Annotated in this window: 11 protein-coding genes and 2 pseudogenes; 6 read left to right on the top strand and 7 right to left on the bottom strand. The window is 59.2% G+C overall.

Annotated features, from left to right (window positions below; genetic code table 11):
- Positions 1-111 precede the first annotated feature (111 nt).
- From QA648_RS30500 to QA648_RS30490, 3 genes are all read right to left on the bottom strand, one after another.
- Complete coding sequence (locus tag QA648_RS30500) at positions 112-1,131, bottom strand: inorganic phosphate transporter (RefSeq protein WP_283052670.1); 1,020 nt, start codon at positions 1,129-1,131, stop codon at positions 112-114.
- Positions 1,131-1,772: a DUF47 domain-containing protein gene (locus QA648_RS30495; protein ID WP_283052668.1), complete on the bottom strand. Its 642-nt coding sequence runs from the start codon at positions 1,770-1,772 to the stop codon at positions 1,131-1,133. Before QA648_RS30495 ends, QA648_RS30500 begins: the two co-directional genes overlap by 1 nt.
- Before the next feature lie 514 nt (positions 1,773-2,286).
- Complete coding sequence (locus QA648_RS30490) at positions 2,287-3,033, bottom strand: CHAP domain-containing protein (protein ID WP_283052667.1); 747 nt, start codon at positions 3,031-3,033, stop codon at positions 2,287-2,289.
- Positions 3,034-3,585: 552 nt separating this feature from the next.
- Between QA648_RS30490 and QA648_RS30480 the strand changes: the two genes are divergently transcribed.
- Together QA648_RS30480 and QA648_RS30475 are read left to right on the top strand one after the other, a co-directional pair.
- Entirely contained in the window at positions 3,586-4,815 is a 1,230-nt protein-coding gene (locus QA648_RS30480) for a pilus assembly protein TadG-related protein (RefSeq protein ID WP_283052665.1), read from the top strand.
- Positions 4,816-5,371: 556 nt separating this feature from the next.
- Positions 5,372-5,752 carry a TadE family protein gene (locus QA648_RS30475; protein WP_283052664.1) on the top strand — a complete coding sequence of 127 codons (381 nt, stop codon included), beginning with the start codon at positions 5,372-5,374 and terminating at the stop codon, positions 5,750-5,752.
- A gap of 7 nt (positions 5,753-5,759) precedes the next feature.
- Here the strand turns inward: QA648_RS30475 and QA648_RS30470 are convergent.
- Positions 5,760-5,870: pseudogene (locus QA648_RS30470) on the bottom strand (adenylate/guanylate cyclase domain-containing protein); the annotation flags it as partial.
- Positions 5,871-6,034: 164 nt separating this feature from the next.
- Positions 6,035-6,655, bottom strand: coding sequence for a diguanylate cyclase (locus QA648_RS30465; protein ID WP_245464130.1), 621 nt, complete (start codon positions 6,653-6,655; stop codon positions 6,035-6,037).
- A 1,079-nt stretch (positions 6,656-7,734) separates the two neighbouring features.
- Between QA648_RS30465 and QA648_RS30460 the strand changes: the two genes are divergently transcribed.
- The 4 genes and pseudogenes from QA648_RS30460 to QA648_RS37075 form a co-directional block, all read left to right on the top strand.
- On the top strand, positions 7,735-8,250 hold the full coding sequence (locus QA648_RS30460; RefSeq protein WP_283052663.1) for a DUF1254 domain-containing protein: 516 nt from the start codon (positions 7,735-7,737) through the stop codon (positions 8,248-8,250).
- A gap of 39 nt (positions 8,251-8,289) precedes the next feature.
- Positions 8,290-9,141, top strand: a complete 852-nt coding sequence (locus QA648_RS30455) for a DUF1214 domain-containing protein (RefSeq protein ID WP_283052662.1) — start codon at positions 8,290-8,292, stop codon at positions 9,139-9,141.
- Complete coding sequence (locus QA648_RS30450; RefSeq protein WP_349254309.1) at positions 9,138-10,472, top strand: DUF1254 domain-containing protein; 1,335 nt, start codon at positions 9,138-9,140, stop codon at positions 10,470-10,472. Before QA648_RS30455 ends, QA648_RS30450 begins: the two co-directional genes overlap by 4 nt.
- Positions 10,466-10,630, top strand: a pseudogene (locus QA648_RS37075) (DUF1214 domain-containing protein); the annotation flags it as partial. The gene QA648_RS30450 and the pseudogene QA648_RS37075, both read left to right, overlap by 7 nt.
- A gap of 715 nt (positions 10,631-11,345) precedes the next feature.
- Here the strand turns inward: QA648_RS37075 and QA648_RS30445 are convergent.
- Together QA648_RS30445 and QA648_RS30435 are read right to left on the bottom strand one after the other, a co-directional pair.
- Entirely contained in the window at positions 11,346-13,694 is a 2,349-nt protein-coding gene (locus tag QA648_RS30445; RefSeq protein WP_283052661.1) for a PBP1A family penicillin-binding protein, read from the bottom strand.
- A gap of 265 nt (positions 13,695-13,959) precedes the next feature.
- On the bottom strand, positions 13,960-15,051 hold the full coding sequence (locus QA648_RS30435) for an LLM class flavin-dependent oxidoreductase (RefSeq protein ID WP_283052660.1): 1,092 nt from the start codon (positions 15,049-15,051) through the stop codon (positions 13,960-13,962).
- Positions 15,052-15,090 lie beyond the last annotated feature (39 nt).

Here is a 15,090-nt window from a genome sequence, read left to right as displayed (position 1 = left end):
GTGATGCGCGTTGGAACCGTGGGTGTCGGGGATATCTCAGGACGTGCCCCGTTCATCCTCGCAAATTGGGCTGCCGGCAGCGAGACATTGCCGGACCGCGCCCGAACGGCATCACAGAAAAAAGACTTGGTTCAATACCGTCACCAGCCAAAATGAAAGTGCCGAAATCACCGCCGCCGCCGGCAGCGTGATGACCCATGCGACCACGATGTTGCCTGCGAGGCCCCACCGGACCGCTGAGACACGCTTTGCGGCGCCCACGCCGATGATCGCGCCGGTTATGGTGTGGGTGGTCGAAACCGGTATGCCGAGCCACGTGGCGCCGAAGAGGGTCAAAGCGCCGCCCGTTTCGGCACAGAAACCCTGCATCGGGTTCAGCTTGGTGATCTTCGAGCCCATCGTGTGAACGATGCGCCAGCCGCCAAACAGCGTGCCGAGAGCCATTGCCGCTTGGCATGAAAGCACGACCCAGAGCGGCACATGAAAGCTGCCGCCGAGGTATCCCTGCGAATAGAGAAGCACGGCGATGATACCCATGGTCTTCTGCGCGTCGTTGCCGCCGTGGCCGAGCGAATACAAGGACGCCGACGCGAATTGCAGGAAGCGAAACGATCGATCGACCGCGAACGGCGTCTGGCGGATGAATATCCATGTCACCGTCAGGATGAGAAGTAGCGCCAAAAGGAAGCCGATCATCGGTGACATGACGATCGCCGACGCGGTCTTTAGCAGGCCGTTCCAGACAATCGAACTTAGTCCGGTTTTGGCGAGACCCGCTCCGACCAAGCCGCCGACCAGAGCATGCGAGGAACTGGAGGGGATGCCAAATATCCAAGTGACGACGTTCCAAACGATGGCGCCAATCAAAGCTGCGAAAATCACCTGCGGTGTAACGATCGTCGGGTCGATGATGCCGGTGCCGAGCGTTTCGGCCACGTGGAGGCCAAAAAACAGGAAGGCAATGAAATTGAAGAAGGCTGCCCAGAAGACTGCGTATTGCGGCCTCAGAACCCGCGTCGATACTATTGTCGCAATCGAATTGGCCGCATCATGCAGGCCGTTGAGAAAATCGAACAGCAAGGCGACTGCGATCAGGCCGACTAGAAGCGGAAAGGCGAGGGTGGCGTCCATCAGACATTCTCGATCAAGATGCCGCTGATCTCGTTGGCGACATCCTCGAAACGGTCGACCACCTTTTCCAGCTCGCCGTAGATCTGACTGCCGATCATATACGCCATCGGATTATTAGCGCCGTGCCGTCGAAACAGATCTTTGAGCCCCCGATCGTGAAGCTCGTCGGATCGGCCCTCAACACGGGTCACCTGCTCGACGATCGCCGAAAGTCGCGGTGCGTTGGCGTTCATGCGATCAAGCAATGGGATTGCCTCACCAATAAGATTGGCGGCTTCGACGACCGTCTTGCCCATCTCCTGCATGCCGGGATCAAAGCTACTCTGCTCAAAGAGACGGATAGTCTTCACCGTCTTGTGCATCATGTCGATCGCATCATCCATGGATTGGATGAGGTCCTTGATGTCTCCGCGATCGAAAGGGGTGATGAAGCTTCGCCGCACGGCCTGCATGACCTCGCGCGTGATATTGTCCGCTTCAACCTCCAATCGAATGATCGTTTCGCATTGATGCTCGATCTCTTTTCCTGAGAGCAACCTGTCCAGGGCTTGGGCGGCTCCGACGATCGTCTTGGAATGTTGTTCGAAGAGGTCGAAAAACCGGTCTTCGCGTGGCATCAACCTTCGAAACCAACCCAGCATAAGCACCTCGCGATTTTTGGTCTGCGTAAAAGACGATGTCAGACGGCCGTCATCCGTGACAGTCGTGTGTCGTAAACATTATCTGCTTGAGGAGATAGGGCCAAATTCCGGTTTATGACAGATTTATGACGGGCGCCGGAGGGCCTCGGGTTCATTCGATCGGCACCGGTGCAGGATCGGTTTCCATTCTCTCGCACGCCATTCTGGTTGGATCAAAATACAACGGTGGGTCATGGGGACCGTCCTCGCCGGACTAGCGGTCCGTCGGGCCGCTTCGCGCCGTATACTGGCCGCGAGCAAATCTCTTTTGATAACCGGGTTCAGAGCTCGGTTCCATTTCGGGCACGACTGTTAAAGGGGGGTCGCTATTCTGTAATCGAAAAGCGTGGTGTCCGGAACCAGAAGCGTACAATTCGAACAAGGTGGAATCCGTCTGCGCCCCTGCTTTGACCCGCATTCCGTGAGACAGATCTAGCGGCGGTCGCGTGCGTGTCGCCATGGTGAATGTCGGGAATTATGCCGGACGCACAAACTGGTTGAGGTGCATCATCGCCGATATTACTTTGCCGGTGCTTGTGTGCCTTCGCACGGGCTTGTTGCCGATTGGCAAAATTCTCTGTGAAATGATGCTGGAATGGTCTTGTGTTGCCTGATTGCCGCCAACGACGACAAGGTGCTGCTCGTCTTCGAAACGTCTGAAGAAAGCTACATGGCCTAGTCCGATATCTTTCCCTGTAAATGAGCTAACGCAGGTGAAGACTGCCAGGTCGCCTTCCTGAGGTGACTCGACAGCGTCGAACGCCGGTGGCAGGAACGACTGCGACCATGCGCTTGAACTGCCTACCCCGCCATTACGGCGGATGCAGAAATTGATGAAGGCAGCGCACCATGGAACCGGATCGTTCAGCGGATGCCGCGCTGTAACCGCGAGAAATTCGGCAATGAGAGGGTTCAGTGCTGCCGGCGGCGGTCGTTGCGAGATGACTGAAGGTTTGCGCTCGTAGTAGCGGTCGATAAAACTCTGCGCGATGTCGATCGGACGCGGTCCGGTCGGCGTTAAGGCAAGGGCGTCACGAGTTTGTTCAATCTCCATGGGTGTCGGAGCGGAGCGTCGCATCCGCCGCTCTGGGATGGTGACCAGGGGCGGTGGGTATTGCAGTTGGACGATGGTCTCGCGACCAGTTTTGCCTCCAAAGGCAAGCTCGGATTTTAGGACCGGAACGGTCGCAACCATCGCCAAAAGCACTCGCCGCGTAATCATACGAGACCTCCATGGTAACGTTGGAAACGCCTTAGCTGCCAGTTGCTGTAACACGCAAAGAGGAGAACGGTTTCAATGAACCAAGCGGTGGCAACGCTCAGAGCTCATCGATCGTTCCACGCCGACGAGAGAACGATGCTAACCTTTGCGGGAAAGGTACGTCGCCAATCGCGCCTACGCGCTTGTTGTCAGAGTAGAGATCTGATCGGTATCGTAGCGGCTCCACAAGTCGGCAAGCCCGTTTGAATCGGGAAAGCCATGTACAGCGAGCTTCGCAGGCTCCTCAAAAGAATGCTCGTGTTCGGGTGGAGAGACGGTCATCAGCACGCGCCCCACTTCTTCGCGCAGTGGCTGATTGAACCAAGTGATAATCTGAAAACTCAGCTTCTCTTCAACCCCTTTAATTTTACTGTTTTCCGTTCAATTCGAACTTCTTAAAAAAGAGAAAAATAAAGAATTGAGTCGCACAGTCCTCCATCGGATTTTCCGTATAATTTGAGGGGAGGGACAATGCTTCGACTTCCTGTTGGCTCGCGCCACCGGAAGACAATCGTGGACTTCATTCACGATTCGTCCGGTGCTTACCTGATCGTCTTTGCTGTGTCGCTCCCGGTTCTGATCGGTTTGATAGGGCTCGGCACGGACTATGGGCTGTGGACCTACAAGCAACAGAAGATGCAGTCGGCAACCGACGCCGCCGCTGTAAGCGGTGCGGCTGCCTATACCACCAGCGGCGAGGGGCCGGTTGAGTCCCAGGTCAATGCGATAGCGGCGAGCTATGGGCTGGTTAATGGCCAGAATAACGTGGTGATATCGATCCATCGCCCTCCGACGCAGGGATCTTATGTTGGAAATAATTCGGCGATCGAAGTCGTCGCGCAGCAACCAATGGACGTGCTGTTCTCCGCGCTTTGGCAGCAGGCGTTTGTCGTTACAACTAGATCCGTGGCCATTGCGAATGCGGCCAGCGCCTGCGTGCTGGCGCTCGATCAGACCGCAAGTGCTGCCGCATCGGCTCAGGGTTCAACCACGGTGACACTGAATAATTGCAGCTTGGTTTCGAATTCGACAAGTCCCACGTCGGTTAGTGTCGGCGGTTCCGCGCTGATACAAGCGTTATCGGTCGGAGCTGCCGGTGGCATTAACGGCCTTAGCGGCATTAAAGCGAGCGAGGGAACGGCGACCGGAATTTGGCCTCTCACGGATCCCTATGCCGACGTTCAAATGCCGACCTACTCGGGTTGCACGACCAATGCCAAGGAAAATATCAAGGGGAAGACCACACTCGATCCCGGTGTCTATTGTGGCGATATTACCGTAAACGCTGGCGCCGTTCTCACCCTTGACCCGGGGATCTACATCCTCGATCGGGCCAATCTGAAGGTCAATGGCGGCGCGACTTTGATCGGCCACGGTGTCACGATCGTCTTCACCTCCAGCACGGGAAGCAACTACGGCACTGCGTCGATCAATGGTGGGGCGATCCTTGATCTCACGCCACCGCTGACGGGAGACACGGCCGGTATTGTCATTTTCGGCGACCGTAATATGCCCGTGGGCACGGTCTTCAGCTTTAACGGCGGTGCTACCCAGAGTTTGGCCGGATCGATCTATCTGCCAAGGGCGGCCGTTAGCTACTCAGGGGGTAACTCCGCAACAAATGCCTGCATCAAGATTATCGCAGATACGGTCACCTTCACCGGTAATTCCAACCTATCCATCGATTGCAGTGCTTATCCGACCCGCGCCATCGGCGGCGCTGCGGGCAAATTGGTCGAGTGATGCGTCATGGCTGCAAAAACAGCAATACCAACTGAAGTATCGCGCTCCGGTATGCTCATCGCCGAACGGGGGCTGGGTTCGCTCACCCGGGCAATACCGGCGTGGGTTCTAAAAAGGCTCTGTCGGGATCTGCTCAATGAGCAGCACGGCACGGTCGCCGTCGACTTGGCGATCATACTACCGGTTTTGATCGTGATGACATTCGGACTTGTCGACTATTCGTGCGCACTGCTTCAGCAGACGCAGGTGGAGATGCTGCTCAGCGAGGCCTGCAGTATGCTTTGGCTCGCGGCTTCGATAGTTCCGCCATGTCGAATGTCATTACAAGAAATACCGGCTCGGCCGTTATCTCGGCGGCGCCCGTACCCTCGAAATTTTGCGGTTGCCCCAGCAGTCAAGGCATCTCCATCACGGTGTGCTCCGATGTCTGTTCGGACGGATCGCGAGCGGGCACCTATGTGTCCGCCTCGGCCGCTGCCACCTACGTGCCGTATGTTGCGCTTCCCTTCATCCCCGCATCATTTGCACTGCAGTCAACGGCAACAGCGAGGCTTCAATGATTCGCCGTCTTGCGAGAGAGGCCGAGGGAACGAGCGCAGTCGAGTTTGCCCTGACTGCTCCCGTCTTTATCATTCTTGTATTTTCTATAGGACAATTCGGGCTTTTTCTGTGGACCCAATTGGGATTGCAACATGCCGTCGATCTCAGCGCCCGGTGCGCGAGTCTGATGCACACCACCTGTCCGGATGAAGGCTCAACCCAGGCTTACGCCGCCGGCCAGGCATATGGTCTTAATATAGATCCCAGCGTGTTTTCAGTGACTCAAGATACATGTGGGCAGAATGTTACGGCATCCTACATCTATACGATCGCGATTCCTTTGCTGCCGTCGATGCAAGTGCCGATTGCCGCAGCGTCGTGCTTCCCGACTTATTGATGAAGAATCCCATTTGGACGGCAATACCGCCGACATCTTCGCCCATCATTTCACATTCGCCTGTATGAAGCCCGGCGCGGATTTCGATTCCGAGCGGTGAAATTTCCTCGGCAATGGCGCTGTTTAACGAGACCGATACCGACACTCGTCCCTCGAGGCCTGATCAGCCTCGGCGGATCCAGAAGGCCAACCGAAATCCCGGCTGGCTCTGACGCCGCATCAAAGACAGGTCTCGCCGTTTGGGCCCATGCCGCCGCCGCCGCGGCGGTGGGGTCGCCAGCGTCATGCTGCCGGCAGCACGCTGATCGGGATGTCGTCGCTCTCGTCGCCGCGCTCGAAGGCCATTTGGTCGGCGAGCTGGCGGAGTTGGTTGAAGTCGGCTGGGCCGTCGAAGGAGATGCCGCCGAGGCGGATGGCGACGGAAAGCGGCGCGTCGTCGGCGCTGAAGGTGGCCGCGGAGACGCGCGTGCGGATGCGGGTGCCGATGTCGCGGGCGTCCTCGATCGTGGCGCCAGGCAGGAAGATGCCGAGTTCGTTGGTCGCAAGCCGCGCCACGAGATCGCCACGACGAACCGAGGACTGGATGATCGAGGCAAGCGATTGCATCACGGTGTCGGCCCATTGCGGCCCCCAGCGGCGGCCGATGTCGTCGAGCGTATCGATGATGACGGCGATGACGATGCCGCCTGCATCGGTGCCGGCATGCTTGCGCCGGTCGACAAAGTGCTCGACGGCCGCGGCAAAAGCGGTGCCGTTCAGCGTCTTCGTCACGCTATCGTAGCGCGCCGCCTGGGTGACGTTTTCCCGCATCTTGCGGATGACGCCGTTGTTGAGCTGCAAGGCAAAAAGCAGCGGAAAGGCCACAAATGCGGAAATCAATGCTGCACCGACAAATCCGACCAAAAATGGTCGATCCGGCATCAATAGGTTTAATAAAAGTAAAAGACCAACGGAACCGATGACGGCGCATAGTGCGCCGAGCGTGGCCCTCCACAGGGCTTTGGAAATGGTGGCGGAGGGATGTCGCTGTTGTCGAATCATATCGGAATTATACCCGTTCTCTAATGCTGCATCAGCTAAACAGGAGCCCGAAAAAACCGGCTTAAGAAATCCTGTAAAATTTGTTGCTTTGCACAGTTGTTTTCACAAATTAACAGTCTTCGAACGAAGATCCGGAACCGTTGTTTGCGCTTGGTGCCCGGTTTGCGACAGAACCCCAGTGCTTCATCTCGATCCATGGCCCTGGGCGTGTTTCATCTTCAACGTGTGAATCGGCATGGGGTCACGATGCCGGTAGGCACAACAAGCAACTGTTTTCGCTGCAGCGTCTGGGGTCATTACTTGATGCTTATTTACACTCGCAGGCGGTGCAGAAGGTTCTAATCCCATCAACTGCGCCAGATGGCGAATGCGGGGAGCTCAAGACTTTAAAGTTCAACGACAGCTTTGCACCTCGATGTCGGGCGTAGCGATCAGCTTCGCCGCATCCCGAAAGCAGACTATCTTTGCTGCCCACGCGGGGCGGTCTCGGCTGTGCCTGTTGCGGAAATTGGAAGGGCCCCCGGGCGACGGTCCGTTGCGTATGGCTTTATACACCTTGACGTTGGTCGCCCAGCCGTTCGTGCTTACGGCAATTGGCTGTATACTGTAACGTACTTCCGCACGATCCTTAGAATGACCGCGCCTTGGTCGGTTGTAGGCGGTTTTTGGGAATGTCCGAGTTGAAGGCGATGCGTCGGAGCGTTGGCGCAACGCAAACGGAGATGGCGAACGAGATGCGGGTCTAGTTGCGCGAGTACCGAGACATCGGGCAAAGCGTCGGCCTGCTAAGCGACAGTTATTTGCGTTTGGCCTCGTAAGCGGCCTAACCGCTTGCTCAACCGCTCGCCGGCGGCGCTTACGCGCCGTCCGCTCAACACCGACTAGCTTGGTTCGTTACGCGGCACCTTAGGACAGGCCACAAAGTTCACAGGAAGGCGGCCATGAGCAGAAGAGCCCTCGCATTACTCGTCTTGATTTGCGGAGCGGTCTCAGCCGCCGCGCAGGGTCTCTCACCGGAGGCGCTCGCCCGCCGCACCATCGAGCGACGCACGGTAGAGGCGGTGATCTGGGGGATGCCCGCCGTGAGCATGGCGGCGATCCGCGCGTCGTTGAAGCGCGATCTGGACGCGGATTTTGGGGACGTCATCTATTTCTCCAACGTCATGGAACCACGGCATGAGTTCCTGACGGCCAACAATCAGACACCCTACGTCTTGACGTTCTTCGATCTGCGGCGGGGACCCATGGTGCTGGACGTTCCGCCGGCGACTGGCAAGGTCGCGTTCTTCGGCAGCGGCATCGATTCGTGGGAGGTGCCGCTCGTGGATATCGGCCCGACCGGCGACGATGCGGGGAAAGGCGGCAAGTACCTCTTCTTGCCGCCCGGCTTCAAAGGGAAGCAACCGAGCGGCTACTTCGTCGTACGCTCGCCAACGGTATTCGTCCATTTTGCGTGACGACCCATCGCGACAAACAACGGGACTCTCCAGGACGCGGTGGCCTACAGCCAGCGGCTGAAGACCTACCCGCTGGCCGAGGCTGCGAAGCCGCACGCGAACCGCTACATCGACGCTTACCCGAAGGCGTGGAAAACGCTGCCGGCCTACGACCTGACCTATCTCCGGCTGCTCGCGGAAACGATTGATGCGGATCCGCCGCAGGACAAGGATGCCGTCATGCTGGCAATGCTCGCGACTATCGGCATCGAAAAGGGCAAGCCGTTCAACCCGCAGGGGGAACAGGCGCAGCTTCTCAAGCAAGCCGTGCGCGAGGGCGCCGCGCAGATGAACGACTATTTCCTGAACCGTGCACTCGTTCCGTTCTCGCCGGGTTGGCTCGGCCTCAGACTCGAAGGCACCTTCGGCTACACGTACTACGGGAACGGCAAGCTCGATTACGATGCGCGGGCCGGCAACTTCTACTGGGCGACATGGGCGCCGAAGCGGACCGGCGATCCGGAAAAGCTGCCCGCCTCCGCCTATCTGTTCAGCTTTCGCGACAAGTCCGAGCAGCTCTACCGCGGCGATCGGCTGTATCGCGTCCGCATGCCGGCGGATACGCCCGCGCGCGACTTCTGGTCGATCATCGCGTACGAGGTCGGCACCAACGCCTTCATTCATAACCCGCAAAACCGCGTCGGCGTGTCGTCCTACGACAAGGCAAAGCTGGCGGTGAACAAGGATGGCTCTGTCGACGTGTACATCGGGGCGAAGCCGCCTGCGGGCTTCGAGAACAACTGGGTTCCGACCGCCGGCAAGGACTTCTGGCTCGCCGCCCGATTCTACGGCCCGCTGAAACCGCTCTTCGACAAGACGTGGGTGATGGCCGACGTCGAGGAGGTCAAATGAAATCGATTCTTGTACTAATTCTGACAGCAAGTACCGCAACGGCGCAGACCGGCGGCTCGCCCAGGATGGCCACCGAGATTCCTCCGGCCATTACCATCCCCGACAGCCACGAGACGCGTCTGGGAACGCTCAAGTTCACCGACGGCTTCCCCGACGACACGACCGTCCAGAAGGTATACGACAATCTCGATTTCCAGCGCGGCGTGCAGGCCGTCCTCAACACGATGCCCGCCGCCTCGCTGGCAGCCCAGCACAGAGCGCTGCTCACATTTGGGCCTGCCAATCAGACCGTTTTGTTGTGGGAGTCGTTGGCGGACTCCAGGTTGCTCATCCTGACGGGGAACACCGAGACCGTGTACGGAGTAGCCTGGCTCGATCTAAAAAACGGTCCGGTCGTCGTCGAAAGTCCCCCCAACACCCTCGGCCTCGTGGACGACTTCTGGTTTCACTATGTCGCCGACCTGGGCAACGCCGGGCCGGACAAAGGCAAGGGCGGCAAGTTCCTGTTCCTGCCGCCGGACTACAAGGGTACGCCGCCCAAGGGCTATTACGTCTTCAAGTCGCACACCTTTGGCAATTTGCTGGCGACTCGCGCCTTTCTGGTGAACGGTGATCCGAAGCCGGCAGCCGAGAACCTTCGGAAGGTGCGCATCTATCCGCTGTCGCAGGCAACACGCCCACCGGAAACCAAACTCATCAACGTTTCGGGCAAGGCGTTCAATATGATCCACTCGATGGACTTTTCCTTCTTCGAGGAAGTCAACGACGTCGTGCAGAAAGAACCGAACGAGGCGATGGATCCGGAGACGCTAGGCCTGCTGGCCTCCATCGGCATCGAGAAGGGAAAGCCGTTCGCGCCCGATGCGCGCATGAAGAAGATCCTTACGGAAGCGGCCGCTGTCGGCCATGCCACCGCTCGCGCACTTGCCTACCGGACGCGTTTGAAAGAGTCCTATCTCTATCCAAACAGCGCTTGGTGCACACCCTTCGTGGGCGGCAGTTATCTCTTCGAACGCGATGGCGTACGACTGCTCGATGCCCGCACGTTCTTCTTCTTCTTCTTCTTCTACGCTACCGGGATCACGCCGGCGATGGCGGCCAAGATCGTCGGCGTCGGCTCCCAGTATCTCGTCGCCTTCATTGATTCGAAGGGGCAGCCATTCGACGGCGGGAAGAGTTACCGGCTGCACCTGCCGCCGAACATCCCGGTGAAGGACTTCTGGTCGCTCGTGCTGTATGACAATCAGACCCGTTCGATGCTTCAAACCGACCAGCAGTTCCCGAGCATCAGCAGCCAGAAAGGCGTCGCGGCCAACCCGGACGGCCGGTAGACGTGTACTTCGCCCCCAAGCCGCCGGCCGGCAAAGAGAGCAATTGGGTGCAGACGTGGCAGGGCAAAGGGTGGAACATCATCCTGCGGCTCTACGGGCCGTTGGAGCCCTACTTCGACAAGACGTGGCGGCCAGGCGAGATCGAGGAAATCAAATGAACAGCGTCGTCAAGCAGGTGCCGCGAGCCCGAGCGGTACTCGGTGTCCCGGCATGCTTTGCGAACGTGGCAGCCGGTTTTAGGGCTTGAGCGTCCATGATGATGCTCCGACTATTGGATAACTCGGATAACGTCGCTTCGAGGACCGTTTCACGCGGGAACTCCTAATTCGGGTCCGGAGCAGGATCGGAGTTCCGCTTTTGGCGCACAGAGCAGTCCACGCTTTTCTAGACTCGAAGGTCGGCTTGCAGCCCGACAACCCGAAAGCGGACCTTCCGCTTCCAGCCCAAGTCGGTCATTCCATGCAGGCGAAGCCGGTGTCCGTTACTGAGGGATTTCAGGCGGATGGCTTTTGTAACAACAGGGTCGGGCAGTTCGAATCCCATCGAGAGCGGCGTATCCCTTCTTGCCTTCCTGCTCGAAGTCGGAGCGGGATTTGTCGCGACCAGCGTATTTGACGATGCGAACTGTCTTTCCCGCAGCTCGCCCGTCAGATCATAAATCGAGCTGGCTTCAAGCGGCGCGGAATTGTCGTCTGCAGCGACATTCGATGACGCGACTGCGGTTTCGAAACGCCGGCGCCCCGTCGCGATTCAGAGTGCTGTTCGCAGAGCAGGCGCGGAGCTCCTCCGAGCATGCATGTTGCCTCAACAATACTCATCACCACACAAATTGAGGAACCCCCCTTAAATGCCAAGCGACATGAGCTGAAGCGATCATTTTTCGCATAGTCGACGCCCACCGGCATAGGGCTGGTAGGTACAGTCGGACGGTCGGAAGGAGCGGTAGCTGCGTGAGCAGGCGGTGACGTTGCAGGACTGCGGTGCGCCTTGGCCATCGATCACTGCTTCTGGCGACCGAGCTCCATTCGGCGCGGGTTCGGCCATCGCCTCCCGCATAAAGTCCCGCCAAATATGCGCTGGCAAGGCACCGCCTGTGACGCCATTCATTGGCGTATCGTCATCATTGCCAACCCATACGCCGGCGACGAGCGGTTCCGTGAAGCCGACGAACCAGGCATCGCGATTGTTCTGGCTGGTGCCGGTCTTGCCGGCTGCAAACGTGCCGGGATCCGCTCCACGTCCGGTGCCGCGCTCGACCACCAACTGCAGAAGCCCGAGGAGATCGGACTGGTAGGTCGAAAGATCGACGTTCGGCCTTGTTTGCGAGCCAACTCGAAACGCATTCGCCTGCCCCGCCGCCTGAAAATTGATGATGCCCCAGGGCTCAACCGGTGCCTTGCCGAGTTGGACGGCCGCGTAAGCGCTGGTGAGCTCAAGCAAGTTGACTTCGGATGTACCAAGCGCCAGAGACGGCGTATTGGCAAGCGGCGCTTTGATGCCGAGCTCTCGGGCGGCGGCAATCACTTTGTCGATCCCGACCTCTTGAGCAAGCGCCGCGCTGGCCGCATTCAGCGATCGGGCGAAGGCTTCGGCAAGTGTGACCCAGCCGCGATAGTTGCCGCCGTAATTTTCCGGCGACCAGCCGTTGATGTCGATTGGCGCATCGAGAATGCGGTCGGATAAGGTAAGCCCCGCCTTCAGGGCTGCGTAATAGACGAACAGCTTGAAGGTGGAGCCCGGCTGCCGCATCGCAGTGACGGCACGGTTGAACTGGCTTGCCTTGTAGTCACGCCCGCCGACCATGGCGATGACCGCGCCGTCCGGCGTCATCGCTACCAATGCGGCCTGCGATGCTCCGACCGCCTTTCCTTCACCATCGAGTGCTCTTTTGACCACCCTTTCGGCGATCTGCTGGAGCTGTGGTACCAAGGTGGTGCGCACCGTCGTCGAGCCCGGCGAGGAGCCGGCGATTTCGCTTGCCTGCGGCGAAATCCAGTCTGCAAACCAGCTTCCGGAGCGCGGTGTCGGCGTTGTCGGGTGCAGCTTGGCGAAGCTTGCTTTGGCTTCTTCAGCCTCCGGCGCGGTGATCTTGCCATTGGCCACCATCGCGTCGAGAACAACGGAAGTGCGTTGGCGGGCGCCGTCGAAATTGTCGATCGGATTCCATTGGCTCGGCGCCCGCAGTAAGCCCGCCAGCATCGCCGATTCCGGCAGATTGAGTGCACCGATATCCTTGTCGAAGTAGATCCGCGCAGCGGCAGGCATGCCGGTGGCGCCAGCACCGAGATAGACGCTGTTGAGATAGCGTGTCAGGATTTCCTGCTTGCCGAGTTTCCACTCCAGCCACAGGGCGATGACGACCTCCTGTATCTTTCGTTTTATTGTTCGATCGCTCTCGAGATACTGCAGCTTGATGAGCTGCTGGGTGATCGTGCTGCCGCCCTCTACCACCGACCCGGCTTGGACGTTCCGCAGGAGCGCCCTTCCGATCCCTTTGAGGTCGATGCCGAAATGATCCATGAACCGCCGATCCTCAATCGAAAGGACGGCATCGATCAGCCTCGGCGGAAATTGGTCGTATCGAGCATATGGTCCTTGATAAGGTCCCTGTCTTACCAACGGCGCGCCGTCAGCGGTTTCCAGCACGACGACGGGCTTCAACGTCCCGTCCCGGATCTCGCCCCAGGGCACATCTTTGAGTGCCCACACCAATACGCTTCCTGCAAGGATGAGGCAGGCAAGCAAGGCTAGTCCTATGGTGATTTTCCAACGGCCGGGGCGAGGCGAAGCGTTTCGGCGATAGTGCAGCGTCTTTGCAAGCAGACTGCGAATAACGCCTCCTGCTCTGACGAAAGCTGTTGCGGACCATTTGCCAAAGCTGTGTGTAGTTGATGTGGTTTCGGGTCGGATTGATGCCTTGAGTTTCGTCTTCAAATAGCGGGCGGCCGTCTTGGCCTTGGCCCCCGCCGAAATGGAGCTCGTCCGCAAATCGTGACCGAGTGCACGCAACAGATTTCGGGTTGCCTCTCTGCTTCGGCCAAAAGATCCGGCAGGCGGTCGCGCGCGCTCAGCTTCGATGGACGAGCTGGAACCTTCTGATGGCTCCGAGGGGGATGTCTCTGCCTCAGCCTTATTGGCGGCGACCTCCGAGTTTGCGGGGTGGTTAGCACCTGCGCTTGAGTCGCCGGCGTTTTCGGCTGAGGAACTGGGAGGACTCTGCATTGGTTACCGCTAGTAGGCTCTTCTTCCCGAACGTACCAAGTTTATAACGTGGATTGCTCGATGATCCATCGTAAAGCGGTTCGCGTGCATTCATTTTTTTCGCATGCCGAAATCACCCCGGTCGCGATGCGGGTGCTTGGATGGCAGCCGATAACGGGGACGTGGCCCATCTGCAGGACGCGCGGAAGACGAACTGGACGCGCTGGCGAGGCGGCTGTATCAGGAATCGCAAGGCGATGCACTTTGGATATTCGCCTACGGCTTGCTAATCTGGAAGCCTGATTTCGACGCCGCGCAGTAGCGGAAGCAGTTGATTGCCCTGGCGCTTGATCTCGGACAGGTACGGCGTGTCGGAGAGCACGAAATGCGTGATGCCGAGATCCTGATACTTGCGTAGCGAACGGGCAACGTCCGCGGCCGATCCGACCAGCCAGGTGGTGCCGGCGCCGCCGCCACCGAACTTGCCCGGCGCGGTATAGAGGTTGTCGTCAAGGACATTGCCGCGCGCGTGCAGATCGAGCAGCCGCTTCTGGCCAACCGCCACGGCCTGCCGGTGATCGTTCCAGCCGGCGCCCTTGTTCTTTACCATCTCGGAGACCTTCGCCTCGGCATCGGCCCAGGCCTGTTCCGTGGTGTCGCGAACCAGCGTGGTGATCCGCAACCCGAACTCCAGCGGCGGCAGGTCGCGACCCAGTTCATTGCTCAGCGCCCTCAGCCGCTCGATCCGCTCCCGGACGCCGTCGAGGGGTTCGCCCCAGAAAAGCTGGACATCGGCCTCGGTGGCGGACACTCGCTCGGCCGCCTCGGAGGCGCCGCCGAAATAGAGCTTGGGATGCCGCCGGTCGCCGCGGACCTCGATGCGCGGCATCGCCGTCGATCCGGTGACCTGGAAGTGCTGGCCGGCATAGGTAACATTCTCTTCCGTCCACAGTCTGCGAACCAGCCGCATGAACTCCTTGGTGCGGCCATAACGATGCGCCTGGTCGCCTTCGCTGTCGCCATAGGCGGCAAGGTCGTCCTGGCCCGACACGATGTTGACGCGCACGCGCCCGCCGGACAGATGGTCGAGTGTGGCGGCAGCGGTCGCGAAGTTTGCCGGCCGCCAATAGCCGGGGCGGATCGCGATGAGTGGCTCGAAGGTGGTGGTGCGCGCGGCAAGCGAGGCTGCGACCGTGAAGGTGTCGGGTCTGCCCCAGCCGGTGCCGATGAGCGCGCCCTTCCAGCCGTGCTCCTCCAGCGCCTTTGCGTGGGCGGTCAGTGTCTCCAGGCTGTTATGGTTCTCGACGCTGGAATCGCCGCGATGGCCGGCTTTGACGTCGTTCGGGATATACCAAAGAAATTCGGACGGTTTGCTCATGCTGTCTGCCTGCTGATCTCTATGAGATTTGGACGCCAG

It is taken from the genome of Rhizobium sp. CB3171, assembly GCF_029714265.1.
GTDB lineage: Bacteria > Pseudomonadota > Alphaproteobacteria > Rhizobiales > Rhizobiaceae > Rhizobium.
Note: the sequence above shows the minus strand (reverse complement) of the source record. Positions and strands in the feature narration are given on the sequence as shown.

What these genes read in the sequence shown, in the direction of transcription:
- QA648_RS30460 (WP_283052663.1), top strand. Translation starts at nt 7,735, where the DNA reads ATGAGCAGAAGAGCCCTCGCATTACTCGTCTTGATTTGCGGAGCGGTC.
- QA648_RS30435 (WP_283052660.1), bottom strand. Translation starts at nt 15,051, where the DNA reads ATGAGCAAACCGTCCGAATTTCTTTGGTATATCCCGAACGACGTCAAA.
- QA648_RS30445 (WP_283052661.1), bottom strand. Translation starts at nt 13,694, where the DNA reads ATGCAGAGTCCTCCCAGTTCCTCAGCCGAAAACGCCGGCGACTCAAGC.
- QA648_RS30450 (WP_349254309.1), top strand. Translation starts at nt 9,138, where the DNA reads ATGAAATCGATTCTTGTACTAATTCTGACAGCAAGTACCGCAACGGCG.
- QA648_RS30490 (WP_283052667.1), bottom strand. Translation starts at nt 3,033, where the DNA reads ATGATTACGCGGCGAGTGCTTTTGGCGATGGTTGCGACCGTTCCGGTC.
- QA648_RS30475 (WP_283052664.1), top strand. Translation starts at nt 5,372, where the DNA reads ATGATTCGCCGTCTTGCGAGAGAGGCCGAGGGAACGAGCGCAGTCGAG.
- QA648_RS30500 (WP_283052670.1), bottom strand. Translation starts at nt 1,131, where the DNA reads ATGGACGCCACCCTCGCCTTTCCGCTTCTAGTCGGCCTGATCGCAGTC.
- QA648_RS30495 (WP_283052668.1), bottom strand. Translation starts at nt 1,772, where the DNA reads ATGCTGGGTTGGTTTCGAAGGTTGATGCCACGCGAAGACCGGTTTTTC.